Source organism: Tsukamurella sp. USMM236, from assembly GCF_037148755.1.
In the GTDB taxonomy this organism is placed as follows: domain Bacteria; phylum Actinomycetota; class Actinomycetes; order Mycobacteriales; family Mycobacteriaceae; genus Tsukamurella.
Map to the genome: position 1 here is coordinate 230826 of NZ_JBBCSS010000003.1, position 25485 is coordinate 256310.

Sequence of the window (25485 nt, forward strand, 5' to 3'; positions counted from 1 at the left end):
AGACAGTAGTCCAGAAGCGTTCGAAAGGGAACAGGTTCTTGTTCGTCAGTGCGACATCATCAGGTCGACGGCGCGTGTCAGCGCGGCCTTCGAGGCCTCGAGGTCGAGGTACCCCATGCCGGCCTGGACGAGCACGCCGGAGTACGCGAGCTCGACCGACTCCACCAGGCCCGACGGTGCGCCGCGCCCCAGGGCCTCCGTCAGCCGGGCGCGGATGAGCAGGCCGACCCGCAGCCGCGCGGTCTGGGCGTCGGCCTCGTGCCCGAGGAGCGCGGTGTTCACCGCGGTCGCGAACTGCGGATCGATCAGCACCAGCTCGACGAGGCCGGTGAGCACCTGCAGGACCCGCTCCCGCGGCGGGGCCGCCGGGTCGGGCTCGACGAGCTCCGCCTCGACCCGTCGCGCGAAGACCTCGGCGATCAGGTGGTTCTTCGACGAGAAGTACGTGTACGCCGTCGCGGGCGAGACGCCCGCGGCCCGCGCCGCCAGGCGCACGGTGAACCCGTCGACGCCGTGCTCGGCCAGCGTTGCTGGCACCGCAGCGCACAGCTTGGACACCGTCTCGGCCTGGGCGGGGGACAGTCGCCTGCGGGGGAGGTCGGTCGGGCTGGACATGCGTCCAGACGTTAGACCATGCGCCGTCTCGTCGGGTTCAGGCTCCGAAGGATTCGATAGCGATGCGAGCGCCGGCGATGAGGCGCGCGCGGGTGAACACCTCCGGCTGCGACAGCAGCAGTCTGCCGGACTCGATCACCAGGGCGACGATCATCCGGGCGTACAGCTCGTGATCGCGACGCGGGTCGTGCGTGGCCTCCTCGCCCGCGGTCATCGACAGCATGCGGGTCACCATCTCCGCGGCCTGGTCGCGCCCGCGGTCGACCGTCCTGCGGAACTCCGGGGTCGCGCTGTCGACGAGCTGCAGGATCGCGCTCCACAGGTCGGGCGAGGTGTCGAACATCTCCAGCAGATTCGCGTACAGCGCCATGGCGAGGTTCGCCCGGTTCTCCTGGGTCTTCGCCCGCGCCGCAGCGTCGTAGCACTGGGCGATCGCGCGGCGCTCCTCCCGCTCCAGCGATGCCCGGAGGAGCGCCGGGGAATCGTCGAAGTGCTTGTAGACCACCGGACGCGATACCCCGGCGGCCTCGGCCACGGATTCGATCGACACCTTGTGCACGCCGCGCTCGACGACCACGCGGAGGACCGCGTCCAGCAGGTGCTCCCGGCGCTCCTCCGGCGTCATCCTCGGGGCGTACGGGCGCTTGGCCTCCGCCTTCGCCACATCTGTCATCACGCCGCCCCTCTCGTTCGGTCGTGTCGGGAATCTCGGGCAATCCTACGGCTTGTGTAGCTACAGCGATCGAAGCTACATTGTCTGTAGCTACAGTGAATGTAACTTTGGGAGATCGGTCGATATCACGACTCCCACGCCCGGATCCGCCGGATACGGCCGAACGGTGTTCGGCTCATCGAACGAGGAGTTGGTGCAGTGGACAACCGAAGTGATCGCGTCTGCGTGATCGGGGCCGGCTACGTCGGAAACGGTGTCGCCGGCGCCCTGAAGCGGACCGGAGTGCCCTACGACCAGATCGAGGCCACCGACCGGATCGGCGGCAACTGGTCGCACGGGGTCTACGACTCGACACACTTGATCAGCTCGAAGTCGTCGACCCAGTACGTCGAGTTGCCCATGCCCGCCGACTACCCGACCTTCCCCAGCCGGGCCCAGATGCTGGCCTACTTGCAGTCCTACGTCGATCACTACGGGCTCGCGGAGCACATCGAGTTCAGCACCGAGGTCGTCGACGTCCGTCCCGTGGACGCCAACGGCATGGCGGGCTGGATCGTGCAGCTGGCCTCCGGCGAGGTGCGACGCTACCGCGCCGTGGTCGTGGCGAACGGCCACTACTGGGAGCGCAACCTGCCGCAGTACCCGGGCGAGTTCACCGGCACGCAACTGCACTCGAAGGACTACAAGCGGCCCTCGGACTTCGCCGGGGGCGGCCGGGTGCTGGTGGTCGGCGCGGGCAACTCCGCCAGCGACATCGCCGTCGAGGCATCGGCGACCTTCGGAACGGCCGATATCTCCATGCGCCGCGGCTACTGGTTCATTCCCAAGGCCATGTTCGGCATCCCGGTCTCCGAACTCGACCGGGTGTGGTGGCCGATGACCCTGCAGCGCGCGGGCTTCAAGATGATGCTGCGCTTGAGCTACGGCGACTACAAGCGCTACGGCCTCCAGCGGCCCGACCACAAGCTGTTCACCCGCGACGTCACCGTCAACACCTCACTGATGTACGCGCTCCAGCACGGCAAGGTGCGGCCGCGGCCCGAGATCGAACGGTTCGACGGTGCCACGGTGCACTTCACCGACGGCACCTCGGCCGACTACGACACCCTGGTCTGGGCTACCGGGTTCCGCACGCGATTCCCCATGCTCGACGAGTCGATGTTCGTCTGGGAGAACGGCGATCCGCTGCTGATCGAGCACGTGCTCGCGCCCCGGTTCGCCAACCTCTACCTGATGGGCCTCGTTGCCCCGCGTTCCGGCGCGGGACGGATCATCTCGCACGGCTCCGCCTTCCTCGCCGAGGCGATCCCGGCGCAGGCACACTTCGCCGAGCCGCTCTCCGATGTCGTCGCTCGCTGGATTCCGGCGCGTTCGACGATGCTCGCCGGCTCGGCGGAGATCCTCGGCCGCGTCCGGCTGTTGCGCCAGGCGATACGACTGCTGGTGGCGAAGTCGGTGCTCCGCCCTCAGACTCCCGGGCTCCGGGCCCCTGCTCCGCAGTCGTCCGCGCCGCAGCCGTTCACCGCACCCGTCCCGCTCGATCCGACCCCACCGGCCGCCGCGCCCCAGCACGCCGCGCGTGTCGATTCCACACCCAAGGAGAGCATCCCGTCATGAGTCTTCCCACTCCCACACCGGATTCCCGGATCGTCGTCACCGGCGCCTCGAGCGGAATCGGTGAGGCGCTCGCCGAGTCCTTCGCCCGCCGCGGGTATTCCCTGATCCTCGTCGCGCGCCGTGAGGATCGGCTGCGGGCCCTCGCTGAGCGGCTCGCCGGCCGCTACGTGGTGCAGGTCGATGTCGAGCCCTGCGACCTGGCGGACGCGACCCAACGCGCCGAGCTGATCCGCCGCCTCAGCAACGTGGAGGTCAGCGGGCTCTGCCTGAACGCCGGCTTCGCCACCTACGGCAGCATCGTCGAGCTGGACGCCGACCGGGAGCGTGAGCAGGTCGAGCTGAACGTGGTAGCCGTCCACGACATCCTCGTCGGCCTCCTGCCCGCCCTGGTCGCCCGCGGCTCGGGAGTGGTCCTGGTGACGGGCTCGACCGCCGGCAACCAGCCCAGCCCGAACAACGCCACCTACGCGGCGAGCAAGGCCTTCGCGAACGCCCTCTCCGAATCGCTGCACGGCGAGCTCGCGGGCACCGGCGTCACCTGCACGCTGCTCGCCCCGGGGCCGGTGCGAACGGAGTTCGCCGAGGTCTCGAACCTCGGCGCCATCGAGCAGCGCCTCCCCGGCTTCGCCTGGGTCACCGCGGAAGCCGCGGCGGAGGCCGCCGTCCGCGGCGCCGCCGCCGGTCGCCGCCGGGTGGTTCCGGGCGCGACCGCGAAGCTGCAGGACTTCGGCGGCAAGTACGCGCCGCGCACCATCCTCAACCCGATCCTCCGCAAGGCCTACGGGGATCTCCGATGAGGGGCCGCGGATCGGAGTACAGCCTGCGCGGCAGCGTGCGGCAGGTGCTCGAGCTCGCGCCCCCGCGCGGCATGCTGTACCGGGACGCGCACTACTTCACCGCGACCGTCGAGGTCGACGTGCCGACGATGCAGTCCTGGCTCCCCGCGGGCGTCCACGCGGTGACCCCGGGGCGCGCGGACGTCTTCACCGCTTGGTTTCCGGACTGCACCTACGGCTCGGTGTATCACGAGGCCGGAATCTTCGTCCACATCAAGACGATCGGCGGGCGCACCGGTATCCACTGTCCGTGGATGATCCTCGACGACGACGTCGCCCTCATCCTCGGCCGCGAGCTGCTCGGCTATCCGAAGAAGCTCGGCGAGATCGAGTGGAACCTCGAGGAGCCCTGCATCTCCGCTAAGGCCGCCCGCCGGGGAACCGAGGTGATCGCCATGAGCGGCCGCCTCGGGGAGGTGATCGAGGGCGCACCGCCAATCCTCGGCCGGCCGCACCGCAACGTGACCGGGACCCTCGGCGTGGCCGTGCCCCGGATCGTCGGATTCACACCGGGCGAGCATCCGATCGAGACCCGCGCGGTGCACCTCGACGAGTTCCGCATCGCCGGGTCGGATCGCGACCCCATCGACCGGATGGGCCTCGGCGAGGTCGTCGACGCCCGCCTGCATCGGGTGGATCTGTCGGCCGGGATCCCCCCGATCCCGCTGCGCCCCCTGACCCCTCTGTTCTCCCTGACCCGCCTGCGACCGAGAGTGCTGTGAGCATCATGACCGAATCCCTCCTGTCCGAACCCCTGGTCCTGCCCTGTGGGCAGACCATCTCTAACCGCATCGCCAAGGCCGCCATGAGCGAACAGTTGGCCAAGCGCGACGGCACCGCGAGCGACGAGCTCCGCCGCCTGTACGCCGTCTGGGCCCGCGGCGGCGCCGGCCTGCTGCTCTCGGGGAACATCATGATCGATCGGGACGCCCTCACCGAGCCCGGCAACGTGATCCTCGACGACGCCCGCGGCCTGGAGGCGATCCGCGCCTGGACGGGCGCCACGTCGGGCACCGACGCCAAGATCTGGGCCCAGATCAACCACCCGGGCAAGGTCGCGGTCTCGCCGTTCGATCGTCGCCCCGTCGCCCCCTCGGCACGACGCAGCACGGTGCCCGGCTACAACATCCGCAAGCCGCGGGAGCTCTCGTCGAGCGAGGTCGGCGACATGATCGCCAAGTACGCCCGGACCGCCGAGCTGGCCGTGGCAGGCGGTTTCGACGGAGTGCAGGTGCACGCCGCCCACGGCTACCTGCTTTCGCAGTTCCTCTCGCCGCTGTCCAACCAGCGCAACGACGAGTGGGGCGGCGACGAGACTCGGCGCATGCGGGCGCTCCTGGAGACCGTCGCGGCGGTGCGCGCCGCCGTCGGCAACGGCGTCCCCGTCTCGGTCAAGCTGAACGCGACCGACTTCCTGCGCGGTGGTTTCGATTCCGAGCAGGCGCTCGCCGTGGCGCTCACCCTGGGGGAGGCCGGTATCGACCTGCTCGAGATCAGCGGCGGGGGCTACGAACAGCCCGCCATGACGGGTGTCGCGGCGGGACAGGCCACGGGGGCGGATGGGCGCGGCTACTTCTTCGACTTCGCGCAGCGGATCCGCGCCGCCTCGACGGTGCCGATCATGCTCACGGGCGGCCTCCGCGACCCCGCCGTCATGGACGAGATCCTCGGCGCCGGCGTCGTCGACGTGATCGGCGTGGGACGACCGCTCACCTTCGTCCCGGATTACCCGCGACACCTGCTCGACTGTCACGCCCCCGCGCTCCCCAAGAGCGCGCCGCGCGTGGGGTATCGGCCCGCGAACGGATACCTCGAGTTGGCCTGGCACAACAACCAGCTGCACAAGATCGCCGCAGGCAAGACCCCGCAGCGCCGCCCCGGGATCCGGACGCTCGCCCAGTCGCTGACGCGCATCACGGTCGCCGCCGGCAAGCAGATGTCCATCCCGCGGTAGCCCGAGAAACCAGAAACGCCAGGCCGGACGTGTCGTCCGGCCTGGCGTTTCTCGTGAGCTGCCTGCGAGAATCGAACTCGCGACCTTTTCATTACGAGTGAAGCGCTCTACCGACTGAGCTAAGGCAGCGTGGCCCCGCACGGATGCGTGACCGAGGACCAAGTGTACTGACCGCCCCGTCGACCACCAAATGCACCGCTCAGCTGGTACGTCTCGCCAGTACCTGCTCCCGGAGGATGTCGGCGTGCCCGAGGTGCTGCGCCAGCTCGCGCAGGACGTGGAGGTAGGCCCACCGCAGCGGTAGAGGGCCGAGACGGTGTCCGGGGAGGACGTCGTCGAGCGCGAGGTCGGCGGTCGCCCTGCGCGATGCGGCGCACACGTCGGCGTAGGTGGCGCGCACCGACGCGATGTCGTCGGCGTCGATGAGGATGAACGACTCGTCGGGGTTCTCCGGGATGCCGATCTCTGCGCGCGTCCGGCCCGTGAGTGCGGAGTCGAACCACACCTTTTCGACGAACGCGCCGTGTTTCACCAGGCCCAGCAAGGTGGTGCGCGACGGCACGAGTGAGGCTCGCGCCTCCTCCTCCGTGAGTCCGTCGAGCGTCGCGGCGAGCCTGGCGCGGTGCTCGTCGAGGAAGGTCTCGAACTGTTCGCGTATCTGCGCGTCGAGGGTCGTGCGCCCGATGGTCGGCTGCGTCATCGCACCCGCTCCCGCGGCGACGGTGACCAGGCGTCAGGAGGCGGTGCCAGTGGCGCAGGCGCCACAACTTGCCGGATCCCCCAGACGATGGGGCCGAGTACCGGGACCATCCAGGACGCCCTACTCCATGCCCGCTTCCGGCGGGGCGACATCGCGGTGGGCCGGATCGATGCCGTCGCGCTGCGAGCGGAGAGAATCCAGACGGCCATGGCGATGAGCAGAGCAGGCAGTCCGATGATCAGGAGGAACACCAGGAACATCTCGTCGTTGAGTTCCTTGCACATGGGGACCTCGGGCATCCGCGCGCATTCGCTCAAACCGGCTTCCGCGAGGATGGGCACCGTCGTCATGCCCTGATGCTACTGAGCGCCGGCCCCCTGGCGTCGCGCCGGCGAGTGCCGATGACCGGCCTGACGATGTCCGATCTGTCACGTGCGGTCACGATGTCATAGGCGCCGGGGCGGACCGTACGCCCGCCCCGGCACCGTCGGACTACTTCCCCGAGATCCAGGAGGGGATCGCGGGCCCGGGCACGTCGAAGGCCTTCGCGATGTCCGCGAGGATGTGGTACGCACCCTGCACGCTCACGGCGCTCATCCACTCGGCGTCCTTGACCTCCACGGTCCGCGGCTCGAGCGGCGCCCACAGCGGGTTCTGCCGGTAGGTGTTGAGCGAGTCGACGCCCTTGTCGCCGTTGGTGGTCACGAAGATCTTCGTGCCGTCGGCCTCGGGGATGCGCTCGGCGCTGATCTCGGTCATGAACTCGTCGATGTTCTGCGACGCCGGCCGCGCCAGGCCGGCGTCCTGCAGCACGATGCCGGAGAAGGACTTCTTCGCGTAGAGCCGGGTGGGGCCGTCGAGGAAGCGGACCACCGAGATCGTGGTGTCGGGCCCGGACTTGGCCTTCACCGCGTCACCGACGCGGCGTGCCTGCGCCTCGTACTCGGCGAGACGCTGGTCGGCGAGGGTCTCCTTGCCGAGGGCCTTCGCCAGCAGCCGGATGTTGTCCTTCCACGTCGGGCCGGTGGTCTCGCTGAAGACCGTCGGCGCGATGCCGGTGAGCTGCGCGTACTCCTTGGCGTGCCGCACCTTGGCGCTCACGATGAGGTCGGGCTTGGTGGCGATGATCTTCTCGAGCGACGGCGCGGCCAGCTTGCCCACGCTCTGCGCCTCGGCGCCGTAGTTCGTCGCGGACGCCCCGAGGTAGTCGGGGAGCTTGCTGCCCAACGTGTTGTACTCGGTGAACGCGACCACCTTGGTGTCGAGCATCAGGGTCGCGTCGGTGAAGGAGGCGTCCAGCGCGGCGACGCGCTGCGGCTGGCTCGGGATGGTCGTGCTGCCCATCGCGTGCTCGACGGTCCGCGGGAATCCGCCGGCGGCCGCGCTGCTGCCGGTCGCCGTGTCCGACGGTGCGCCGCTGCCGCACGCGGTGAGCGCGCCGATCGTGAGCGCGGCGAGCGTCACGCGCGCCAGGGGGAGCTTCATGGGTTCGGGGTTTCCTTCCTCCCCGCGGGCATCGCGAGGATCGCGAGAGGGAAGGTTACGCTCGCCTTACTGCATGAGACAACAGTGATTAGCGCTGGTCAGGGTTTGCAGGTGGCCGCCCGGGGCCGCGCATCGGCTGCGCCTTCCGCGGCATCCGGCCCGCGTCATCGAGCGCCCGGCGCAGCAGGAACTCGATCTGCGCGTTGACGCTGCGCAGATCGTCCGCGGCCCATTTCGCGAGCGCCTGATAGACGGCGGGATCGATCCGGAGCGGGACCGCCTTGCGGCCCCGCTCCGGACGGTCGCCCGCGGCGGGGCGCTCGGGGGAGTCGGTCGAGCCCACTAGCTGTACAGGCTCCCCGTGTTCACGACGGGGGTGGTGCGGCTGTCGGAGCACAGCACCACCAGCAGATTCGAGACCATCGCCGCGCGCCGGTCGTCGTCGAGCTCGACGGTGCCGTTGTCCTCGAGCCGGGTGAGCGCGTTCTCGACGATGCCGACGGCACCCTCGACGATCTTCTCGCGGGCCGCGAGCAGTGCGGAGGCCTGCTGCCGCTGCAGCATGGCCTGCGCGATCTCGGGGGCGTAGGCCAGCGACGAGATGCGGGCCTCGAGGATCTCCAGGCCGGCCAGCTCGACGCGGGCGGCGACCTGCTCGGCCAGCTCCGCGGCCACCTGATCGGTGGACCCGCGCAGCGACGTCGCGCCGGCGACCGCGTCGTCGGCGTCGTACGGGTGGCTCGTGGTCACGTGCCGCAGGGCCGATTCCGCCTGCGAGACGATGAACTCCTCGTAGTCCTCCACCGCGAACGTGGCGCGTGCCGTGTCCGCGACCTGCCACACGATGATCGACGCGATGTTCACCGGGTTGCCGGTCGAGTCGTTGACCTTGAGCTCGGCGGTCTCGAAGTTGTGCACGCGCACCGAGACCCGCTGCCGCGTGGTCAGCGGCAGCACGAGGCCGAGGCCCTGGGTGCGCACGGTGCCGACGTACCGGCCGAAGAGCTGCACCACCAGGGTGTGCCCGGGCGCGACCACGACGACCATGCTGATGAGCAGCAGTGCCGCGATGCCGAGCAGCACGCTGACCACGATGAGCGCCGGCGCCTTCGCCGAGATCGACAGCACGACGAGGCCGACGGCCCCGGCGATGAGCGCGAGGAAGCCGAAGAACGCGGCTACCGCGGCGCCGGCCCCGGCGTGCCACGCTGCCCGCTCCGTGATCGCCACCTGGGTGTCCTCGGGTTGAACGATGCCTGTCATCACCCCTCCTTATTCTGATATCACTTAAGTAAGTGATATCAGTTTTTCGTTCGCGACGTCAAGGACGCGTCAGGGTCCCGTCAACGGCCCTTCCCGCCGGACGGGGCCGGTAATAGCGTTCCGAGCCATGACCTTCCTGCTGATCGTGACGGGCGTGCTGCTGCTCTTGCGCCTGGTCAACGAGCTGTACTACCGCCGCGTCGACCGTCTTCCGATCGAATCGCGCTGAACCGAAGGCTTGACCTCAACCGGGGTTGATAAGCGAGCCTGGAGGCATGGCTGACGACCTCTCGCGGAACCCTGCCCGCGACCTTCCGGACATCCTCGGCGACGGCGCGCCCGGCGACGCCACGGCGATCGTGGACTTCGTCTCCGAGGTGCTCGAGGCGCAGCGCGCGGGCAGCGTCCCGCGCGTGCGCTCGCTGTTCCGCGACGACGCGGTCTGGACCACGGCGCACGGACGCCGCCTGCACGGCCGCGCCGCGATCGACGCCTTCCTCGCGCGCACGGTCCACGGCTCGATGGCGCGCGGCGCCGCCGATTACGTCGTCGAGCGGGTCCTGTTCATCCGCCCCGACGTGGCCGCGGTCAGCGTCCGGGTCCGGCCCCTGGGGCCCGACGGTGCGCCGCACCCGGCGGTCCCGGACGCGGCGCCGCTGTACGTGCTGTCCAAGGACGACGGTGCCTGGCGCATCGCCGCCGCGCAGTCCACGGCCGTCTTCGACGATCCGGCGGCGCAGCACCGGCGCGCCGGGTAGCCTTCGGTCGTCGTTCGACGGTGACGTCCCGCTCGCGCAATCGCGCGCGAACGGCCCCCGCGAAACTGGAACGTGTTACAGTTCTGCCCACGAGACCGTGAGCGTCGAGCTGTCCTGCCTGGGCTTTTCCGACGGCGCTGCGGGAGAGGGGTAGCACCATGGCGACATCACAGCCCGAGACCGACGACGTGACCGTCGAGTCCGTCGACGAGCCCGGCGCCGGCGCGAGCGAGACCGAGGCGGCCGAGACCACGGCGAAGATCACCACTACGAAGGCTCCCGCGCCGAAGGCCGCGAAGGCCCGCCCGGCGGCGGAGAAGGCCGACGAGGCGCCGCGCGGCATCGTCGTCACGCCGCTCATGCTGGCGCTGTCCGCCGTCGTCGTGCTCCTCGCCGTGGCCGCCACGGCGTTCGGCTTCCTCTGGCAGTCGGCCGCGTCCGACCGGGACGACGCGCGCGATCAGCTCGCCGCCGTCACCGCGACGCAGGAGACGGACGCGCGCGCCGAGGACATCGCGAAGAAGTACGCGATCGGCGCCGCCACCATCGACTACCAGAACCTGGCCGCGTGGCGCACCGCGCTCACGGCCGGCACCACCGACGAGCTCGCGAACCAGCTCCGCGAGGCGTCCACGCAGTTCGAGCAGGTCGTCGTGCCGCTGCAGTGGCAGTCCACCGCGACGCCGCTCGGGACGATCGTCGCGTCCACCAAGGACGGCCTGATCACGGTCAACGTCTTCGTCAACATGATCACCAAGAGCACGCAGCGCCCCGAGGGCATCCCGTCGACGGCCACCTACACGCTCACGATCGACACCAAGCAGGACTGGAAGATCAGCGACGTGCGCGGCATGGACGCCGCCCTGTCCGGCAAGTAGCGGCTCCACACGAAACGGCGCGGACCCGAGGGGCCGCGCCGTTCGTCGTGTCAGGGATTGCGGGTCAGGGCTGGCCGGGCAGGAGCTGCACCATGAGGCCCTCGCCGTCGGCGAGCAGGGTGCCGTCCTCCTCGGTGAGGCGCGCGGTGATGAAGGTCTTCCGCCCGTCCACCCGGTCGACCTTGCCCTCGATGACGAGCGGCACGTCGAGCGGCGTCACCTTGCGGTAGTTCACGTGCAGGTACGCGGTGCGGCTGATGGGCCGCTTCGCCGCGTAGACGACGTTGCCGAAGTTGTCGTCGAAGATGAGCGGCAGCACGCCGCCGTGCGCGACGCCGCCGCCGCCCAGGTGGTACCGGCGCAGCACGCCGCGGGCGACCACGGACTCCTCGTCGAACTTCTCGACGTGGAAGGGCGGCATCAGCAGGCTGCCGCGCCCGGGCAGCGACATGCTGCGGTTCGCGGGCCCCTTGCCCTCCCGCGCCGCGTACGGCGCCAGCAGTTCGACGAGTTCGGCTGCTCTGTCCCGCGCGGCCGCGTACACCTCGTCGGGGGCGTCGACGCACACCGCGAGGTCCTGCAGGCGCCGCATGTTCTCGACGAAGTCGCCGAACGCGGGCGGCGGCGTGGCCTCTCGGAATCGCGGGATCTCGCTCCGCAGGTCCACCTTGTCCGAATCCGAGTCGCTCATCCGTCAGACCTTACTCAGGACCAAACCGCTGGTCGGAACCCCGGTCCCGGCGGTGACCACGGCCCGCTCCGCGCCGGCGACCTGATTGGCGGCCGTTCCGCGGAGCTGACGTACCGCCTCGGCGATGCCGTTCATCCCGTGGATGTACGCCTCGCCCAGCTGTCCGCCGTGCGGGTTCAGCGGCAGGGCCCCGTCGAGCTCGCCGGTCCCGGCCGCCAGGAACGACGGCGCCTCGCCCCGCCCGCAGAAGCCGAGCTCCTCGAGCTGCATGAGCACGTAGGGGGTGAAGTGGTCGTAGAGCACGGCCAGGTCCATGTCCGACGGTGCCATCCCCGCCTGCGCCCACAGCTGCCCGCCGACGACGCCCATCTCGGGCAGGCCGGTGAGCCCGTCGCGGTAGTAGCTGGTCATGACGTACTGGTCGGGTCCGCTGCCCTGCGCCGCGGCGGCGATCACCGCGGGAGTCTGCTTCAGGTCGCGGGCGCGTTCGGCGCTCGTGATCACCAGCGCCACACCGCCGTCCGACTCCTGGCAGCAGTCCAGCAGGTGCAGCGGCTCGGCGACGAACCGCGACGCCTGGTGCTCCTCCAGCGTGACCGGCTTGCCGAAGAACCAGGCCTTCGGGTTGGTCGCGGCCCGCGCCCGGTCGAGCACGGCGACCCGGCCGAAGTCCTCGCTGGTGGCGCCGAAGTCGTGCATGTAGCGGCGCGCCGCCATCGCGACCGTCGCCGCCGGGGTGGCGATCCCGGCGGGGTAGTGGAAGGCGTTGTCGATGCCGTTCGTGTTCACCTGCTGCGCGGCGGCGTTCGAGACCTGTCCGAAGCGGTGCCCGGACCTCTCGTTGAAGGCGCGGTAGGCCACCACCACGTCGGCGACGCCGGTCGCGACGGCCATCGCCGCCTGCTGCACGGTCGCAGCCGCGGCGCCGCCGCCGAAGTTGATGCGGCTGAAGAACTTCAGCTCGGGAATCCGCAGCTCGCGCGCCACGGCGATCTCGGAGTTGGTGTCCATCGTGAAGGTCACCAGGCCGTCGACGTCCTGCGGCGTGAGGCCGGCGTCGTCGAGCGCCGCCCGCACGCACTCCACCGCCAGGCGCAACTCGCTGCGGCCGGAGTCCTTGGAGAACTCGGTGGCGCCGATACCGGCGATCGCGGCCCTGCCGCTCAGCCCGCTCATGCCGGCAGCACCACGGTCGCGGTGCCCGAGATGTGGTCACCCAGGCTGTCCTTCGCGGTCACGGCGATGGTGACGGCGGCACCGTCGACCGCGGTGACCGCGCCCGAGAAGTGCAGTGTGTCGCCGGCGTAGCAGGGCGCGCCGAGCCGGATGGAGATGTTCCGCACGAAGGCCTCCGGGCCCGCCCAGTCGGTCACGTACTTCTGGACCAGGCCGTTGTCGGTGAGGATGTTGACGAAGATGTCCTTGCTACCGCGGGCGTGCGCCGCGTCGCGGTCGTGGTGCACGTCCTGGAAGTCGCGGGTCGCGATGGCCGTGGTCGCCACGAAGGTGGTGCTCGCGTGGATCGTCATGGGCGGCAGCGCGGTCCCGACGGTGACCGCGTCCGCGCGCAGGGTGGTGGGGTACGTCATCGTGCCTCCCAGGCGGGCAGGGTCAGGTCGTCGTCGACGCGCAGGAACACACTCCGCACGGGCATGCCGATCTCGACGGCGGCGGGATCCACGTCGATCAGCTCGCCGAGCACGCGCACGCCCTCGTCGAGCTCCACGAGCGCCACCACGAAGGGGAGGCGCTTGCCGGGGACCTTGGGGTGGTGGTGCACCACGAAGCTGAAGACGGTGCCGGTGCCGGGGGAGACCACGTAATCGGGGACGAGCCCCAGGTCGCCGCCCGGGTCCATCGGACCCGGCGGGTGGCGGAGCGTGTCGCCCCAGCGCTGGATCCGCAGCTCCCCGGCCTTGGCGCCGTCCCAGTAGAAGGCGGTGTCGCGCGAGATCACGGGCCGCAGTACGCCGCCCGCGTAGGCGGAGGCGTCCACGATCCGGCCGCTCGGCCCGGCATCGGGCACGGTGCCCTCCGACGGCGCGTCGGCCGACGGCGGGCGGAACTTCAGCATCCGGAAGGTCATCTCGGCGACGACCTCCTCGCCCACGCGCCACAGCGTCCGGGTGGTGAAGAACCAGCCCTCGCCGAGCCCGGTCTTCTTGGGGCCCACCACGTCCTCGAGCCGAGAAGAGGAGGTCATCACCTCGCCCGGCCGCACGTGCCGGTGGTACGTCTGGTCGGAATTGGTGGCGACGACGGAGGTGAAGCCGGCGTCGTCGAGTGCGGCGGACATCAGCCCCATCGGGTCGTCGTCGGCCCGCACCCCGTGCAGCCCGCGCATCGACCACACCTGCGCCATCGCGGGCGGCGCCACGGGCCCGCCGAACACCGACTGCTCCGCGAACGCGGGGTCCGAGTACAGCGGGTTGGCGTCGCCGATCGCCTCGGTCCAGTTGTTGATCATCGGCTGGTTCACGGGATCCCGGCCGGCGCGCGGCGCGGAATCGCCGAGCGCGCGAATGCGTTCCGCCGCGGCGAGCACGGCCGCGGTCGTGTCCGCCGTCGTGTCGGGCGCGGTCATCGCGGCACCCGCGGCAGCTGCAGGCCCATGAGGGCGATCAGTTCGCGCTGGATCTCGTTGACGCCGCCGCCGAAGGTGAGCACCAGGTGGCGCTTGGCCTGTACGTCGAGCCAGTGCAGCAGCTCGGCCGTGGCCGGCTCGGCCGGGTCGCCGTGCGTCCCGACGGTCTCCTCGAGCAGCGCGGTCAGGCCCTGGATCCGGTCGGAGCCGAAGACCTTGGTGGCGGAGGCGTCCGCCACGTCGACGGGGCCGCCGGCCTCCGCGGCCGCGACCTGCCAGTTGAGCAGCTCGTTGATGAGCTCCGCGGCGCGCACGCGGGCGAGCGCCTCCGCGACGTCGGGCACGCCCAACAGCTCCTGTTCGTGGGCCCAGGCGTCGACCCGGTCGTAGAGCGCGCCGATCCGGCCCGACGGGCCGAGCATGACCCGCTCGTGGTTGAGCTGGGTGGTGATGAGCTTCCAGCCCTCGTTCTCCACCCCGACGAGCATGTCCACCGGGACGCGGACGTCGTTGTAGTAGGTGGCGTTCACGTGGTGCGCGCCGTCGGCCGTGATGATCGGCGTCCAGCTGTAGCCGGGGTCCTTCGTGTCCAGGATGAGGATCGAGATGCCTTTGTGCTTGGGCGCATCCGGATCGGTACGGACGGCCATCCACACGTAGTCGGCGTCGTGGCCGCCGGTGGTGAAGATCTTCTGCCCGTTGACCACGTAGTGGTCGCCGTCGCGGACCGCGGTGGTGCGCAGCGACGCCAGGTCGGTGCCCGCCTCCGGCTCCGTGTAACCGATCGCGAAATGCACCTCGCCCGAGAGGATCTTCGGCAGGAACTTCGCCTTCTGCTCCTCGGTGCCGAAGGCCTGCAGCGTCGGCCCGACGGTCTGCAGCGTCACCGAGGGCAGCTGCACGTCGGCGCGGGAGGCCTCGTTGACGAACAGGTACTGCTCGATCGGCCCGAAGCCCTTGCCGCCGAACTCGGTGGGCCAGCCGACGCCCAGCCGGTCGTCGCGGCCCATGCGCAGCACCACGTCCCGGAAGACGTCGCCGTGCCGCTGCACCAGCATCGCGGTGCGCTCTTCCGGCGTCATCAGGGTCGAGAAGTAGTCGCGCAGCTCGGCCTGCAGGGCGCGCTGCGCGGTGGTGAGGGCGAGGAAGCGGCCCGATTCGTCCGCGCTCGTCGCGTCGTCGCGGTGCGCGGTGGCCAGCGCCCGCACCGTCTGGGGGACGCCGCCCACGAACCGGGTGAGGTCCTTGATCGCCGAGTAGAACCGGTGCAGCGGGTACGTCGCGTCCACGCCGATGCCGCCGTGCAGGTGGTGGCAGGTCCGCACGGCCGACGGTGCCTCCGCCGCCAGCCAGTGCGCCGCGAGCGCGGTGGCCTCCTCGGCCGGCGAGCCGGTGCCGATCCGCCACGCAGCCGAGACCGCGGCGAGGTGCAGCGTGCGGGAGGCGATGTAGACGTCGGCGATCTGCTGCGCCACGGCCTGGAAGGCGCCCAGCGGGCGCCCGAACTGCTCGCGCTTGCGCAGGTGGTCGACGGTGAGCGCGAGGGCCCCGGCGAGCGCACCGTCGGCGACGGCGGCCGCGCCGGCCAGCCCGCACTCGCGCACGGCCTGCGCGACGGTCCCGTCGGTGGACCCGCCCAGCACCGCCTCGGCCGGCACCTCGACACCGGCGAGGTCGACGGTGCCCTCCGGCGTCCCGGCGGACGTGGGGCTGGGGGAGACGGTGACGCCGGGCGCGGACGCGGGCACCACGAAGACCGCGGCGCCGTCGTCGGTGGCGGCGCTGACCAGGAGGTGCGTGGCGTGCTGCGCATACCCGACGGCCACCTTCCGGCCGGTCAGCGCCCAGCCGCTCGCGGTGCGCACGGCGCGCGTGGACGGTGCCGACGGCACGGCGGCCCCGGCCTCGCCCAGCGCGCCCACGATCAGCTCGTCGCCGGTCAGGGCGGCGGGCAGGAGCCGCTCGCGCTGCTCGACGGTGCCGTGCGTCGCGACGGGCAGGATGCCCAGCGCGAGGGCGGGGAGCAGCGGGGCGGCGATCGCGAGCCGGCCGGCCTCGGTGAGCACGGCGGCCACCTCCTCGGCGCCGAGTCCGGCGCCGCCGAGGCTCTCGGGGGCGGGGAGGCCGAGGAGATCGGCCCGGGCGAGGTCCGCCCATGTCGCGCGCCAGGCGTCCCCGGTCTCGGCGCCTCCGCTCTCGCGCGCGGCGGCGTGCCCCAGCACGTCGGCCGCGAGGCCGGCGACGGCCACCTGGTTCTCGTCCGGACGGAAGTCCACGCGCACTCCTGATCTCGATACCGCGTACAAACGGTGAAACGTGTTCTATTTTTAGCAAGTGGAGTGAACGCTCGCAAGCAGTTCGACGAAAGGGTGACCATGCGATTCACGTACGCCGAGGCGATGACGGATCCGTCGTACTACGTCCCGCTCGCGCAGGCGGCGGAGGAGGCCGGCTACCACAGCATGTGCGTCGCCGACAGCATCGCGTATCCCGAGGTCTCGGACTCGACGTACCCGTACACCCCCGACGGCAGCCGGGAGTTCCTCGACGGCAAGGAGTTCGTCGAGACCTTCGTGCTCGCCTCGGCACTCGCGGCGTCGACGAAGACCCTCCGCTTCACGCCCTTCGTCCTGAAGCTGCCGATCCGCCCGCCGGTGCTGGTCGCCAAGCAGGCAGCGTCGCTGGCCTCCCTCAGCGGCAACCGCTTCTCGCTCGGCGTGGGCATCAGCCCGTGGCCCGAGGACTTCGAGATCATGGGCGTGCCCTTCGAGCGCCGCGGTAAGCGCATGGACGAGTGCATCGAGATCATCAAGGGCCTCTCGACCGGTGAGTACTTCGAGTACCACGGCGAGTTCTTCGACATCCCGTCCATCAAGATCGCCCCCGTGCCCACGGAGCCGCTGCCCATCCTGGTCGGCGGCCACGCCGACGCTGCGCTGCGCCGCGCGGTGCGCCTCTGCGACGGCTGGATGCACGCCGGCGGCGACGGCGAGGAGCTCGACCGCATGCTCGCGCGGATCGACGAGCTCCGCGCCGAGCACGACAAGAAGGAGTTCGAGATCCACGTGATCTCCCTGGACGCCTACACCGTGGACGGCATCAAGCGGCTCGAGGACAAGGGCGTCACCGACGTGATCGTCGGCTTCCGGCTGCCCTACCAGCTGGGCCCGGACACCGAGCCGCTGCAGCCCAAGATCGACCACCTGCGCCGCTACGCCGATTCCGTCATCAGCAAGTTCTAGGAGGCCTCATGAAGGACGATCACCCCGCAGTGCTGGCCGGCCGCGCCTCCCAGTCCGCCGCGAGCGGCCACCGCAAGGAGGAGTGGCTCGACCTGTTCGCCGCCGACTGCGTGGTCGAGGACCCCGTCGGCCCCTCCGGCTTCGACCCCGAGGGCAAGGGACACCACGGTCGCGAAGAGATCGCGGCCTTCTACGACAAGACCATCGGCGTCGCGGAGTCCCTGGAGTTCCTCTTCGACGACGGCTTCGCCTGCGGCAACGAGGTGGCGTTCACCGGCCTCATCCGCACGGTCATCGGCGGGCACGTCATCGACGCCGAGGGCGTCTTCACCTACAAGGTCGATGACGCGGGGAAGATCGAGGCGCTCCGCGCCTTCTGGGAGGTCGACCGCGCCATGGCCACCGCTCGCCCGGTCTGAACACTCGGTCCCCGGTCTGTGAATCCACGGCTCAGCTCGACAGGAGGCCAGATCTGGCTGTCTGTTCACCTCAGCCGTGGATTCACGGACGGGTCAGTGGTGTGGAACGGGAGCCGGCTCAGCGCGCGGTGAACACCGCGTCCGCGAGCACGGGGGCGGCTCGTTCCACCGACTCCGCGGTCACCAGGTGGCGATCGCCGTCGCGCCAGATTCGCACGCGCAGCGTCTCGCCCGGCAGCATGATCCCGGCGAACTTCGCCGACCAGGAGCCCACCGCGGAGGCGTCGCCGTCCACCACCGCATCGGTCACGGCCTTGGCGACGATGCCGTAGGTGCACAGCCCGTGCAGGATCGGCGCGTCGAAGCCCGCGCCCTTCGCGAACGCGGGATCCGAGTGCAGCGGGTTGCGATCGCCGCACAGCCGGTAGAGCAGCGCCTGCTGGGGCAGGGTCGGCACGTCGACGGTGACGTCGGCGTCCCGCTCGGGCAGCTCGACCTTCTCCGACGGCCCGCGTTCCCCGCCGAAACCGCCCTCGCCGCGGGCGAAGATGGACGACCGCGCGGTCCACAGCGGCTCTCCGGCCCCGTCGACCACCTCGGTCTCCTGCCAGATCACGGCGGCCTTGCCCTTGTCGTGCACGTCGCTGATCCGGGTGCGGGCCACCGCGGTGCCGGAGGCGGGCAGCGGACGGTGCGCGGTGACCGACTGGCTGCCGTGCACCACCTTGGCGAGGTCGATCTCAACGCCGGGGAACGAGACCTTCGGCGGCTCGGTGGCGTGGAAGTTCTGCGCCACGGTCGCGAAGGTCGGCAGCACGACGATGTCCTGCTCCGTGGCGTAGCGCAGCTCGCGGGTCGAGAGCGGGTCCGCCCCCGCGCCGAGCGCCAGCTGGTAGAGCAGCACGTCGGAGGTGCTCCAGGAGAACTCGGCGGTGCCGAGCTCGGCACCGATCGCGACCGACGGGTCGATGGGCATGGATCTCCCTAGGCAGTAGGACGGTGACGGGCTATTCGTAGGTGATGTGCACGGACGGGGTGCGGCGCATCGACTGGCAGGCCAGGATGAGCCCGTCGTCGAGGTCCTCCTGGTCGAGCACCTCGTTGTGGGCCAGCTCGACCTCGCCCTCGACGATGCGGCAGGCGCAGGCGCTGCACGCGCCCTCGCGGCAGGAGTACGGCGCCTCGAGGCCGGCCTCGAGCATCACGTCCAGCAGCTTCTTCTCGGCGGGCCACGCGAGCTCGGTGGTCGTCCCGTCCAGCTCGACGGTGACGGTGCCCCCGTCGTCCGCGGGCGCCGGTGCGTCGTCGACGGGCAGATCCTCCGCCTCGGCGATCGCGGCCTTCTCCTCCGCCTCCTCCTGCGCGGCCTCCACCTCGAAGGGGTTGCGCGGCAGGGAGCGGAACTTCTCGATGTGCACCTCGCGGCGGCCCTTGCCGAGCGAGGTCATGGCCTCGGAGACCGCGTCCATGAACGGCCCGGGGCCGCACACGAAGACCTCGCGGGAGGCGTAGGGAGCGGCGAGCGCGGCGAGGTTGGCGGCGCTCGGCAGGCCCTGCACGGATTCCAGCCAGTGGACCACGACAAGGCGGTCGGGGTACGTGCGCGTCAGTTCGGCGAGCGCGGAGGCGAAGATCACCGACTGCGCATCGCGGTTCGCGTAGATCAGCGTCACGGAGCCGGTGCCGGTCTCCAGCACCGACCGCAGGATCGACAGGATGGGCGTGACGCCGCTGCCGCCCGCGAAGAGCAGCATGTCCACGTCGACGGACTTCGGCGTGAAGATGCCCGCGGGCACCAGCACGTCGACCTCCATGCCGGGGGTGGCGTTGTCGCACAACCAGTTCGAGGCGTAGCCGTCCGCGGTGCGCTTGACGGCCACCCGCAGGGGGCCGCTGTCGTGGGGCGCGCTGCACAGGGAGTAGCAGCGCGCCACCGAGCCGGTCTCGTCGCTCGGCACGCGCAGCGTGAGGAACTGGCCCGGCTTGTAGGTGAACTGATCCGCCAGCTCGGCGGGCACCTCGAACTCGATGGAGTGCGCGTCGTGCGTCTCCGAGACCACCTTGGCGACGAGTAGTCGGTGGATGCTCACTTCTTCGTCACTCTCCTAGTCGGTGTCCGGCGGAGCGACGTCCGTCGGCACGGGTACCTCGCCGAGTTTCGCGGCGCGCGTGATCGATTCCATCAGGCGCGGGCAGGTGGCCCGCAGGGCGGACCCGGCACCGTCGGTGGCGAAGACCGTGCACTCGCGCGCGGAACCGCACCACTGGATCGACGTGTGCTCCCGGCTGTTCTTGCGGACCTGCACCGCGACGCCGCAGGTGCCGCAGTTCAGCGGGGTGAAACCGTCGGTGAGGAAGCCCTCCCGATCGGACACCGTCGACGGCAGCACGACCGGCTCGCCGAACATCGTCACCGTGGGGGACATGGGATCAGGCCCCTGCCCCGGATGCGTCCGCGGCGGCCTTCTCGGACTCCTGGCGCGCGATGTTCTGCGCGACCTCGGCCTCCCACGCCTCGACGGCGTGGGTGGTGTCGATCTCGAACTCGAAGCGCTGGGTCATGTCCTCGGAGACCTCGGCGGCGTCGACGTAGAACTGCTCGTACCACCGGCGCAGCTGGTAGACGGGGCCGTCCTCCTCGCACAGGAGCGGGTTGTCGATGCGGGTCTTGTTCTTCCAGATCTCCACGTCCTGCAGGAAGCCCAGGCCCACGTTCTTGGCGAACTTGCCGGCCAGGTAGTCGGACTTCTCGTCGTCGAAACCGGGCAGCTTCTTGACCTTCACGCCGTACATCAGCTTGAACGAGTGCTGATCGATCGGGTAGTGGCAGTTGATCAAGATGTTCTCGATCTGGAAGCCCTTGTAGTCGTTGTGCAGGTAGTTGATCATGTACGACGGCCCGAAGTAGTGCGCCTCGGACTTGAGCAGCACGTCGTCGCCGCCGGAGAGCCCGATGTCGGTGACGTCGTTGCGCCCCTTGGTATCCAGGTACTGCGAGGCGATGTGCCCGTCGAAGACGTTCTTGAAGTACGTGGGCAGGCCGTAGTGGATGTAGAAGAAGTGCGGCATGTCGACCACGTTGTCGACGATCTCGCGGCAGTTGCTGCCCTCGATGATGATCTCGTTCCACACCCAGTTGGACCACTCGGGCCCGTCGACGTCACCGTCGATCTTGGGAATGTCCAGTTCCGCAGGCGGCTTGGAGTTCTCCACGTCGTGCCAGATGAACAGCTGGTCGTTCTCGACCATGGTGGGCCACGTGCGGGTGCGGGCCCGCAGCGGCACGCGCTTGGCGTACGGGATGGCCTTGCACTTGCCGTCGCCGCCCCAGCGCCAGTCGTGGAACGGGCAGGCGATCTCGTTGCCCTTGACGGTGCCCTGCGTCAGGTCGCCGCCCATGTGCCGGCAGTAGCCGTCGAGGACGTTGATCTTGCCGTCCTCGCCGGCGAAGACCACGAGCTTGGTGCCGAAGGCCTCGACGGAGTGGGGCTTCCCGTCGGCGAAGTCCTTTAGCAGGCCGACGCAGTGCCAGCCGCGGGCGTAGCGGGTGGGTGCCGTGCCGCTGTCGATGAGGCGGGCTGTCGCCTCGGTCTCAGTACTCATGCGATCTCCTCTTCCGCGCGGACGGGGGCTGCCGCCGCGGGGATCGATTCCTTACCCGCCATGTCCTCGACTGCGAGGTAGGCGAAGACCATGGCGGGGCCGATGGTGGCGCCGGGGCCCGCGTAGGTGTGGCCCATGACGGGCGAGCTGGTGTTGCCGGAGGCGTACAGGCCGTCGATGACGGTGCCGTCGGCGCGCTGGACCCGGCCCGCGACGTCGGTGCGCAGGCCGCCCTTCGTGCCGAGATCGCCGGGGACCATACGTGCAGCGTAGAACGGCCCGGTGGTCAATTCGGCGAGACTGGGGTTCGGCTTGTTCCGGGGGTCGCCGTAGTAGTGGTCGTAGGCGCTCTCGCCGCGGTGGAAGTCCTCGTCGCGCCCGGCGCGGGCGAAGCCGTTGAACTTGTCGACGGTGGCGGTCAGCGCCTCCGCCGGGACGTCCATCTTCTCGGCCAGTTCGGCCAGGCTGTTCGCGCGGACCATGTTGCCGGACTCGTACCAGCGCTTGGGGAGCGGCTGACGCGGGGGCTGGCCGGCGAACATGTAGCGGTTGCGGTAGCGCTGGTCGAAGACCAGCCAGCACGGCACGTTCTCGCCCGGGCCCTCGCCCTGGCCGTACCGGCCGCCGTACATCGCGTGCACGGCCTCCACGTAGGGCGCGGACTCGTTGACGAAGCGCTCGCCCGCGGTGTTCACCATGACGCTGCCCGGCAGCGAGCGCTCGGACAGGGCGAACCAGGCCATCTTCGGCAGCTGGATGGAGGGGCCCCACCAGGCGTCGTCCATGAACTCGAGGGCGCCGCCCACGGCCGCTCCCGCGCGGATCGCGTCGCCGGTGTTGGCGGGGACGCCGTTGGTCCACTCGGTGCCGATGGGGGCGCGCTGGTATTGCGCGCGCATTTCAGCGCTGGATTCGAAGCCGCCGGCGGCCAGGATCACGCCGCGCCGGGCGGTGAGGTGCACCTGCGTGCCGTCGCGGTCTACGGTGACGCCGGTGACCCGGCCGTCCTCCTCGGTGAGCCCGACGAGGGAGGTGTTCAGCCACAGCGGCACGTTCGCGCGCTGCAGGCCGACGCGCAGCGCGGCGATCAGTGCCTGGCCGCGTCCGAGCAGGTGCTTGCCGCGAACCCGGGCGCCGTAGTAGCGACCGGCCACCCGGAGCGCGCGCAGCGGCCCCTTGGGGTGGCGCATGATCAGGTTGAGCCACTTGAAGTCGGCCTGCGTGACCACCAGGTTCATGGGGGCCTTGGTGTAGTCGGGCTCGAGGTTCTTCAGCTCGTCGCCGAGCTGCTTGCCGTCGAAGGGTTTCGGCTCGCAGGAGCGGCCGTGCGCCCGGCCGCCCGGCGCCTCCGGGTAGTAGTCGGAGTAGCCCGGCACCCAGGTGAGCTCCAGCGGGCTCATCCGGTGCACCATCGAGATGACCTCGGGGCCGCGGTCGATGTAGGTGTCGATCCGCTCGGCCGGCACCACGTCGCCGATGATGGAGTGCAGGTACTTGCGCGCCTCATCGGGGGTGTCCTTGATCCCGGCCTTCATCAGCGACTCGTTGCCGGGTACCCAGACTCCGCCGCCGGAGCGGGCGGTGGACCCGCCGTAGTGCGCCGCCTTCTCCACGACCAGCACGCTGAGCCCGCTGTCCGCCGCCTTGAGCGCGGCGGTCATGCCCGCTGCGCCGCTACCCACCACGATCACGTCGTATTCGGTGGTCTCCGCCGTCATCGACTCTCCTCGCTGATGAAACAAGTTCTCTAGCCTCACCTGCGCCGATGGGCAGCAGGTACGCGCTACAACTGCAGCATAGACTAGAACACGTTTCACTCGCCAGGGTTCAGCGGTGATCGGGCCGCGGCGCCACGCGGGCGCCGCCGCCGAGGAGGTCGATCGTCAGGCGATCAGCAGGGGATGGTGATCCGCTCGTAGGTCCCGGTACTGGGACGGAAGACCCACTTGGGCTGCGGCGTGCACCGCGGCGTCGGGGCCGGAGTGGTGACCCGCGGCGCGGTCCGCACGGGCGCGGGCGCGGTGGTGACGGGCTCGGGCGGCGCGACGGTCGTCGGCGGAGGGGTGGGGCTCGGCGCCGACGGCGCGGTCGTGCTCGCGAGCGCCGGGCTCGACGGTGCCGTGGACGACGGGGAGGCGCTCGGCGCGATCTCGGTCGACCTGAGCGAACCCGACGGTGCCACGACGGGCCGCGGGTCGGTCGACGGGCCGCTGCACATGCTCACGCTGACGGCGATCGCCGCGACGCAGAGTGCCGTCGCGGCCGCGATCGCGAGCACCCGGCCGGTGAAGCCGCCGAGGCGTGCGGAGCTCGAGGAGTTCACCCGGTGGGTCATGTCGTGCACCGGTCCCGGTTGCTCGCGGACGCGGCGGACGCTGTCGCAGTCATCGCACCATCTTCGCAGCCCGCGGCTTGTTTCGGGAGAACCGCACCAGCGCGAGTGTGGTTGGCACACAGCGAATTCGATCCCGTGTCCGTGGTCCGCGAACGCGGATCGCCGAATTCGTTCGCGATCGCGACAACGTCCAGGTCGAAGGGCAACAGGAGCGCGGGTTACTGCAAAGCGAACCGCTATCCGGTTGCGGCTGCGATGCCCGCGCGACGACCGAAGAAGCTCCCGTCGCCGAGGCTCGTCCCGCTGGCGTACCCGCCCGCGCACACCCCCGACGTGCACCGTCCGGCCGCGAACAGGCCGGGGATCGGCGCACCGTCGACGTGCAGCACCCGCGCCTCGACGTCCGTGCGCAACCCGCCCAGGGTGAATCCGGCGGTGAAGCCGCGCATGTCCCAGGCGGCCACGGGCCCGGCGAGCGGCCGCACCCACTGCTGCTTCTTGTGCAGGAGGGGATCGGTGCCGTTCTCCGCGTGCCGGTTGTACGTGTCGACGGTGCCGGTCAGTGCGCCGGCGGGGAGGCCCATGTCGGACTCGAGCTCCGCGACCGTCTCGGCGGCCCAGGTCGGCGGCTGCCGGAAGTAGGGCGTCGAGGTCTCGGTGGCGAGCGCCTCCTCGTGCGCGTCCATGTCCATGACCAGGTACGCCGCGTTGTCCTGCTGGATCAGCACGGCCTGGCCGATCCGCCCGCCGTAGGTGTCCTCGGCGATGAACCGCTGGCCGCGGCCGTTGACGAGGATCCCGCGGGCCATCATCTGGGGGTCGCCGAAGAAGGCGACCTCGGTCGCATCCATGTGGGCCAGCGCGGCGCCCGCGGCCTGCGCCATGAGGATCCCGGCCCCGTCGTGCTCCTCGATCGCCGCGGCCGGGCGCCCGATCAGCCGCGGCGCGTAGGTCTCGATCATCTCCGCGTTGTAGGCGAAGCTGCCGGTGGCGAGGACGACGCCCCGTCGGGCCCGCACGTGCAGGTCCGTGCCGAACCGGCGGGCGACGAGGCCCTCGACCCGGCCGTCCGGGCCCGTCACCAGTGCCCGCGCGCGGACGTCGTACTCGGCGCGCACCCCGAGCGCCTCCGCGGTCTCGACCAGCGGTTTCATCAGCATGTAGCCCGCCCCGCGCACGCCCGTCCGCTTGTCCGCCATCTGCGGGACGTGCCCGCGGGGCGCGGGCGCCGCGATCGTGCTGAAGGGTGCGGCGTTCTCCCCGCCGGAGAAGCCGAGCCCCTCGTCGTGCGGCACCTCCCAGCCGGGCTCGCCCCAGAACTCCTCCTTGAAGACCACGCCGCAGCCGGTCAGCCAGTCGTAGTGCTCGGTGCTGCCGTGGGCGTAGGCGTGGATCTTCGCCCTGTCGACGCCGGGCCCGAGCGCGGCGGTCAGGAAGGTCTCCATGTTCTCGGCGCTGTCCTCGAAGCCGAGTGCTCGCTGCAGCGGGGTGCCGCCGCCGAGATAGATCCACCCGCCGGACAGGGCGGCCGCCCCGCCCCAACCGCCGGTGCGGTCGAGGACGAGGACGTCGGCGCCGGCGCGGGCCGCCTCGATCGCGGCGCAGACGCCCGCGATGCCGTACCCGGCGATCACCACGTCGGCCTCCAGATCCCAGGTCGGAACGTCGGCGGCGGGGACGGGGCGGCGGCTCTCGGGCATGGCTCTCCTCGGACGGTCTCGAAACCGGTTACAACAGCAAGATAGGTGGATCCGAACCTTTGATGTAGCGTTTCGCGTCAGAAAATGAGAACGTGTTCTAGTATCGATTCCAACGGCGGGCTTCGGGGTTCG

At 70.5% G+C, this 25485-nt stretch carries 27 protein-coding genes and 1 tRNA gene; 8 read left to right on the plus strand and 20 right to left on the minus strand.

From position 1 onward, the window contains the following. Positions 1 to 45: 45 nt before the first annotated feature. The gene (locus tag WFK95_RS12170) at positions 46 to 615 is read right to left on the minus strand and encodes a TetR/AcrR family transcriptional regulator (RefSeq protein ID WP_336670870.1); all 570 of its coding nucleotides are present in this window, start codon (positions 613 to 615) and stop codon (positions 46 to 48) included. Positions 616 to 652: 37 nt separating this feature from the next. After that, a complete protein-coding gene (locus WFK95_RS12175) occupies positions 653 to 1288 on the minus strand; it encodes a TetR/AcrR family transcriptional regulator (protein WP_336670871.1) in 636 nt (211 codons plus the stop codon). Between the two features lie 198 nt (positions 1289 to 1486). Between WFK95_RS12175 and WFK95_RS12180 the strand changes: the two genes are divergently transcribed. The 4 genes from WFK95_RS12180 to WFK95_RS12195 are packed head-to-tail and all read left to right on the plus strand — an operon-like array spanning position 1487 to position 5695. Continuing rightward, the gene (locus WFK95_RS12180; protein WP_336670872.1) at positions 1487 to 2905 is read left to right on the plus strand and encodes a flavin-containing monooxygenase; all 1419 of its coding nucleotides are present in this window, start codon (positions 1487 to 1489) and stop codon (positions 2903 to 2905) included. Next, positions 2902 to 3702 carry an SDR family oxidoreductase gene (locus WFK95_RS12185; protein ID WP_336670873.1) on the plus strand — a complete coding sequence of 267 codons (801 nt, stop codon included), beginning with the start codon at positions 2902 to 2904 and terminating at the stop codon, positions 3700 to 3702. Before WFK95_RS12180 ends, WFK95_RS12185 begins: the two co-directional genes overlap by 4 nt. Then, positions 3699 to 4463, plus strand: coding sequence for an acetoacetate decarboxylase family protein (locus WFK95_RS12190; protein ID WP_336670874.1), 765 nt, complete (start codon positions 3699 to 3701; stop codon positions 4461 to 4463). Before WFK95_RS12185 ends, WFK95_RS12190 begins: the two co-directional genes overlap by 4 nt. Positions 4464 to 4468: 5 nt before the next feature. After that, the gene (locus WFK95_RS12195; protein ID WP_336670875.1) at positions 4469 to 5695 is read left to right on the plus strand and encodes an oxidoreductase; all 1227 of its coding nucleotides are present in this window, start codon (positions 4469 to 4471) and stop codon (positions 5693 to 5695) included. Positions 5696 to 5751: 56 nt separating this feature from the next. Here the strand turns inward: WFK95_RS12195 and WFK95_RS12200 are convergent. The 6 genes from WFK95_RS12200 to WFK95_RS12225 form a co-directional block, all read right to left on the minus strand. Further along, positions 5752 to 5824: transfer RNA gene (locus WFK95_RS12200), tRNA-Thr, on the minus strand. Between the two features lie 70 nt (positions 5825 to 5894). Further along, complete coding sequence (locus WFK95_RS12205; RefSeq protein WP_336670876.1) at positions 5895 to 6395, minus strand: DinB family protein; 501 nt, start codon at positions 6393 to 6395, stop codon at positions 5895 to 5897. Continuing rightward, a complete protein-coding gene (locus WFK95_RS12210; RefSeq protein ID WP_224648486.1) occupies positions 6392 to 6745 on the minus strand; it encodes a hypothetical protein in 354 nt (117 codons plus the stop codon). The genes WFK95_RS12205 and WFK95_RS12210 overlap by 4 nt, the downstream gene beginning before the upstream one ends. Positions 6746 to 6887: 142 nt before the next feature. Beyond that, positions 6888 to 7880, minus strand: coding sequence for an ABC transporter substrate-binding protein (locus tag WFK95_RS12215; protein WP_336670877.1), 993 nt, complete (start codon positions 7878 to 7880; stop codon positions 6888 to 6890). A gap of 88 nt (positions 7881 to 7968) precedes the next feature. Beyond that, positions 7969 to 8223 (minus strand): hypothetical protein, encoded by a 255-nt coding sequence (locus tag WFK95_RS12220; protein ID WP_224648491.1) that lies wholly within the window; start codon positions 8221 to 8223, stop codon positions 7969 to 7971. Next, positions 8223 to 9143, minus strand: a complete 921-nt coding sequence (locus WFK95_RS12225) for an SPFH domain-containing protein (protein WP_224648493.1) — start codon at positions 9141 to 9143, stop codon at positions 8223 to 8225. Before WFK95_RS12225 ends, WFK95_RS12220 begins: the two co-directional genes overlap by 1 nt. Before the next feature lie 275 nt (positions 9144 to 9418). Here WFK95_RS12225 and WFK95_RS12230 point away from each other — a divergent pair, with 275 nt between their 5' ends. Continuing rightward, positions 9419 to 9901, plus strand: coding sequence for an SgcJ/EcaC family oxidoreductase (locus tag WFK95_RS12230; RefSeq protein ID WP_224648505.1), 483 nt, complete (start codon positions 9419 to 9421; stop codon positions 9899 to 9901). Positions 9902 to 10059: 158 nt separating this feature from the next. Next, entirely contained in the window at positions 10060 to 10779 is a 720-nt protein-coding gene (locus WFK95_RS12235) for a hypothetical protein (RefSeq protein WP_336670878.1), read from the plus strand. Between the two features lie 64 nt (positions 10780 to 10843). Here the strand turns inward: WFK95_RS12235 and WFK95_RS12240 are convergent, their stop codons facing one another. Genes WFK95_RS12240 through WFK95_RS12260 form a run of 5 tightly spaced genes read right to left on the minus strand, consistent with a single transcriptional unit; the run spans position 10844 to position 16330 of the window. Beyond that, complete coding sequence (locus WFK95_RS12240) at positions 10844 to 11470, minus strand: PaaI family thioesterase (protein ID WP_224648509.1); 627 nt, start codon at positions 11468 to 11470, stop codon at positions 10844 to 10846. 3 nt (positions 11471 to 11473) lie between these two features. Then, positions 11474 to 12646, minus strand: a complete 1173-nt coding sequence (locus tag WFK95_RS12245) for a lipid-transfer protein (RefSeq protein WP_336670879.1) — start codon at positions 12644 to 12646, stop codon at positions 11474 to 11476. Continuing rightward, positions 12643 to 13059 carry a MaoC family dehydratase gene (locus tag WFK95_RS12250; RefSeq protein WP_304941285.1) on the minus strand — a complete coding sequence of 139 codons (417 nt, stop codon included), beginning with the start codon at positions 13057 to 13059 and terminating at the stop codon, positions 12643 to 12645. The genes WFK95_RS12245 and WFK95_RS12250 overlap by 4 nt, the downstream gene beginning before the upstream one ends. Further along, positions 13056 to 14054, minus strand: coding sequence for a bifunctional MaoC family dehydratase N-terminal/OB-fold nucleic acid binding domain-containing protein (locus WFK95_RS12255; RefSeq protein WP_336670880.1), 999 nt, complete (start codon positions 14052 to 14054; stop codon positions 13056 to 13058). The genes WFK95_RS12250 and WFK95_RS12255 overlap by 4 nt, the downstream gene beginning before the upstream one ends. Then, positions 14051 to 16330: an acyl-CoA dehydrogenase gene (locus WFK95_RS12260; protein WP_336670881.1), complete on the minus strand. Its 2280-nt coding sequence runs from the start codon at positions 16328 to 16330 to the stop codon at positions 14051 to 14053. The genes WFK95_RS12255 and WFK95_RS12260 overlap by 4 nt, the downstream gene beginning before the upstream one ends. 99 nt (positions 16331 to 16429) lie before the next feature. Here WFK95_RS12260 and WFK95_RS12265 point away from each other — a divergent pair, with 99 nt between their 5' ends. Both WFK95_RS12265 and WFK95_RS12270 read left to right on the plus strand, forming a co-directional pair. Further along, positions 16430 to 17296, plus strand: coding sequence for a TIGR03619 family F420-dependent LLM class oxidoreductase (locus tag WFK95_RS12265; protein WP_336670882.1), 867 nt, complete (start codon positions 16430 to 16432; stop codon positions 17294 to 17296). A gap of 8 nt (positions 17297 to 17304) precedes the next feature. Next, positions 17305 to 17715, plus strand: a complete 411-nt coding sequence (locus WFK95_RS12270; RefSeq protein ID WP_336670883.1) for a nuclear transport factor 2 family protein — start codon at positions 17305 to 17307, stop codon at positions 17713 to 17715. Positions 17716 to 17833: 118 nt separating this feature from the next. On the opposite strand, the gene WFK95_RS12275 is transcribed toward WFK95_RS12270, so the two are convergent. The 7 genes from WFK95_RS12275 to WFK95_RS12305 form a co-directional block, all read right to left on the minus strand. Further along, positions 17834 to 18691, minus strand: coding sequence for a MaoC/PaaZ C-terminal domain-containing protein (locus WFK95_RS12275; protein ID WP_336670884.1), 858 nt, complete (start codon positions 18689 to 18691; stop codon positions 17834 to 17836). Positions 18692 to 18722: 31 nt separating this feature from the next. After that, the gene (locus WFK95_RS12280) at positions 18723 to 19805 is read right to left on the minus strand and encodes a ferredoxin--NADP reductase (RefSeq protein ID WP_336670885.1); all 1083 of its coding nucleotides are present in this window, start codon (positions 19803 to 19805) and stop codon (positions 18723 to 18725) included. Between the two features lie 15 nt (positions 19806 to 19820). Beyond that, positions 19821 to 20141 (minus strand): hypothetical protein, encoded by a 321-nt coding sequence (locus WFK95_RS12285; protein WP_224648543.1) that lies wholly within the window; start codon positions 20139 to 20141, stop codon positions 19821 to 19823. A gap of 4 nt (positions 20142 to 20145) precedes the next feature. Then, on the minus strand, positions 20146 to 21318 hold the full coding sequence (locus tag WFK95_RS12290; protein WP_224648545.1) for a Rieske 2Fe-2S domain-containing protein: 1173 nt from the start codon (positions 21316 to 21318) through the stop codon (positions 20146 to 20148). Continuing rightward, positions 21315 to 23036 carry a 3-oxosteroid 1-dehydrogenase gene (gene kstD / locus WFK95_RS12295; protein WP_336670886.1) on the minus strand — a complete coding sequence of 574 codons (1722 nt, stop codon included), beginning with the start codon at positions 23034 to 23036 and terminating at the stop codon, positions 21315 to 21317. Before kstD ends, WFK95_RS12290 begins: the two co-directional genes overlap by 4 nt. Before the next feature lie 173 nt (positions 23037 to 23209). Continuing rightward, positions 23210 to 23653 (minus strand): hypothetical protein, encoded by a 444-nt coding sequence (locus WFK95_RS12300; RefSeq protein ID WP_336670887.1) that lies wholly within the window; start codon positions 23651 to 23653, stop codon positions 23210 to 23212. Between the two features lie 236 nt (positions 23654 to 23889). Next, entirely contained in the window at positions 23890 to 25353 is a 1464-nt protein-coding gene (locus WFK95_RS12305) for an FAD-dependent oxidoreductase (RefSeq protein ID WP_336670888.1), read from the minus strand. Positions 25354 to 25485: the final 132 nt, after the last annotated feature.

Coding starts and splice junctions, on each gene's coding strand:
- WFK95_RS12305 (WP_336670888.1), bottom strand. CDS start 25,353: ATGCCCGAGAGCCGCCGCCCCGTCCCCGCCGCCGACGTTCCGACCTGG.
- WFK95_RS12270 (WP_336670883.1), top strand. CDS start 17,305: ATGAAGGACGATCACCCCGCAGTGCTGGCCGGCCGCGCCTCCCAGTCC.
- WFK95_RS12255 (WP_336670880.1), bottom strand. CDS start 14,054: ATGACCGCGCCCGACACGACGGCGGACACGACCGCGGCCGTGCTCGCC.
- WFK95_RS12250 (WP_304941285.1), bottom strand. CDS start 13,059: ATGACGTACCCCACCACCCTGCGCGCGGACGCGGTCACCGTCGGGACC.
- WFK95_RS12275 (WP_336670884.1), bottom strand. CDS start 18,691: ATGCCCATCGACCCGTCGGTCGCGATCGGTGCCGAGCTCGGCACCGCC.
- WFK95_RS12230 (WP_224648505.1), top strand. CDS start 9,419: ATGGCTGACGACCTCTCGCGGAACCCTGCCCGCGACCTTCCGGACATC.
- WFK95_RS12235 (WP_336670878.1), top strand. CDS start 10,060: ATGGCGACATCACAGCCCGAGACCGACGACGTGACCGTCGAGTCCGTC.
- WFK95_RS12175 (WP_336670871.1), bottom strand. CDS start 1,288: ATGACAGATGTGGCGAAGGCGGAGGCCAAGCGCCCGTACGCCCCGAGG.
- WFK95_RS12245 (WP_336670879.1), bottom strand. CDS start 12,646: ATGAGCGGGCTGAGCGGCAGGGCCGCGATCGCCGGTATCGGCGCCACC.
- WFK95_RS12265 (WP_336670882.1), top strand. CDS start 16,430: ATGCGATTCACGTACGCCGAGGCGATGACGGATCCGTCGTACTACGTC.
- WFK95_RS12290 (WP_224648545.1), bottom strand. CDS start 21,318: ATGAGTACTGAGACCGAGGCGACAGCCCGCCTCATCGACAGCGGCACG.
- WFK95_RS12225 (WP_224648493.1), bottom strand. CDS start 9,143: ATGACAGGCATCGTTCAACCCGAGGACACCCAGGTGGCGATCACGGAG.
- WFK95_RS12190 (WP_336670874.1), top strand. CDS start 3,699: ATGAGGGGCCGCGGATCGGAGTACAGCCTGCGCGGCAGCGTGCGGCAG.
- WFK95_RS12210 (WP_224648486.1), bottom strand. CDS start 6,745: ATGACGACGGTGCCCATCCTCGCGGAAGCCGGTTTGAGCGAATGCGCG.
- WFK95_RS12185 (WP_336670873.1), top strand. CDS start 2,902: ATGAGTCTTCCCACTCCCACACCGGATTCCCGGATCGTCGTCACCGGC.
- WFK95_RS12300 (WP_336670887.1), bottom strand. CDS start 23,653: ATGACCCACCGGGTGAACTCCTCGAGCTCCGCACGCCTCGGCGGCTTC.
- WFK95_RS12240 (WP_224648509.1), bottom strand. CDS start 11,470: ATGAGCGACTCGGATTCGGACAAGGTGGACCTGCGGAGCGAGATCCCG.
- WFK95_RS12170 (WP_336670870.1), bottom strand. CDS start 615: ATGTCCAGCCCGACCGACCTCCCCCGCAGGCGACTGTCCCCCGCCCAG.
- WFK95_RS12195 (WP_336670875.1), top strand. CDS start 4,469: ATGACCGAATCCCTCCTGTCCGAACCCCTGGTCCTGCCCTGTGGGCAG.
- WFK95_RS12285 (WP_224648543.1), bottom strand. CDS start 20,141: ATGTCCCCCACGGTGACGATGTTCGGCGAGCCGGTCGTGCTGCCGTCG.
- WFK95_RS12215 (WP_336670877.1), bottom strand. CDS start 7,880: ATGAAGCTCCCCCTGGCGCGCGTGACGCTCGCCGCGCTCACGATCGGC.
- WFK95_RS12205 (WP_336670876.1), bottom strand. CDS start 6,395: ATGACGCAGCCGACCATCGGGCGCACGACCCTCGACGCGCAGATACGC.
- kstD (WP_336670886.1), bottom strand. CDS start 23,036: ATGACGGCGGAGACCACCGAATACGACGTGATCGTGGTGGGTAGCGGC.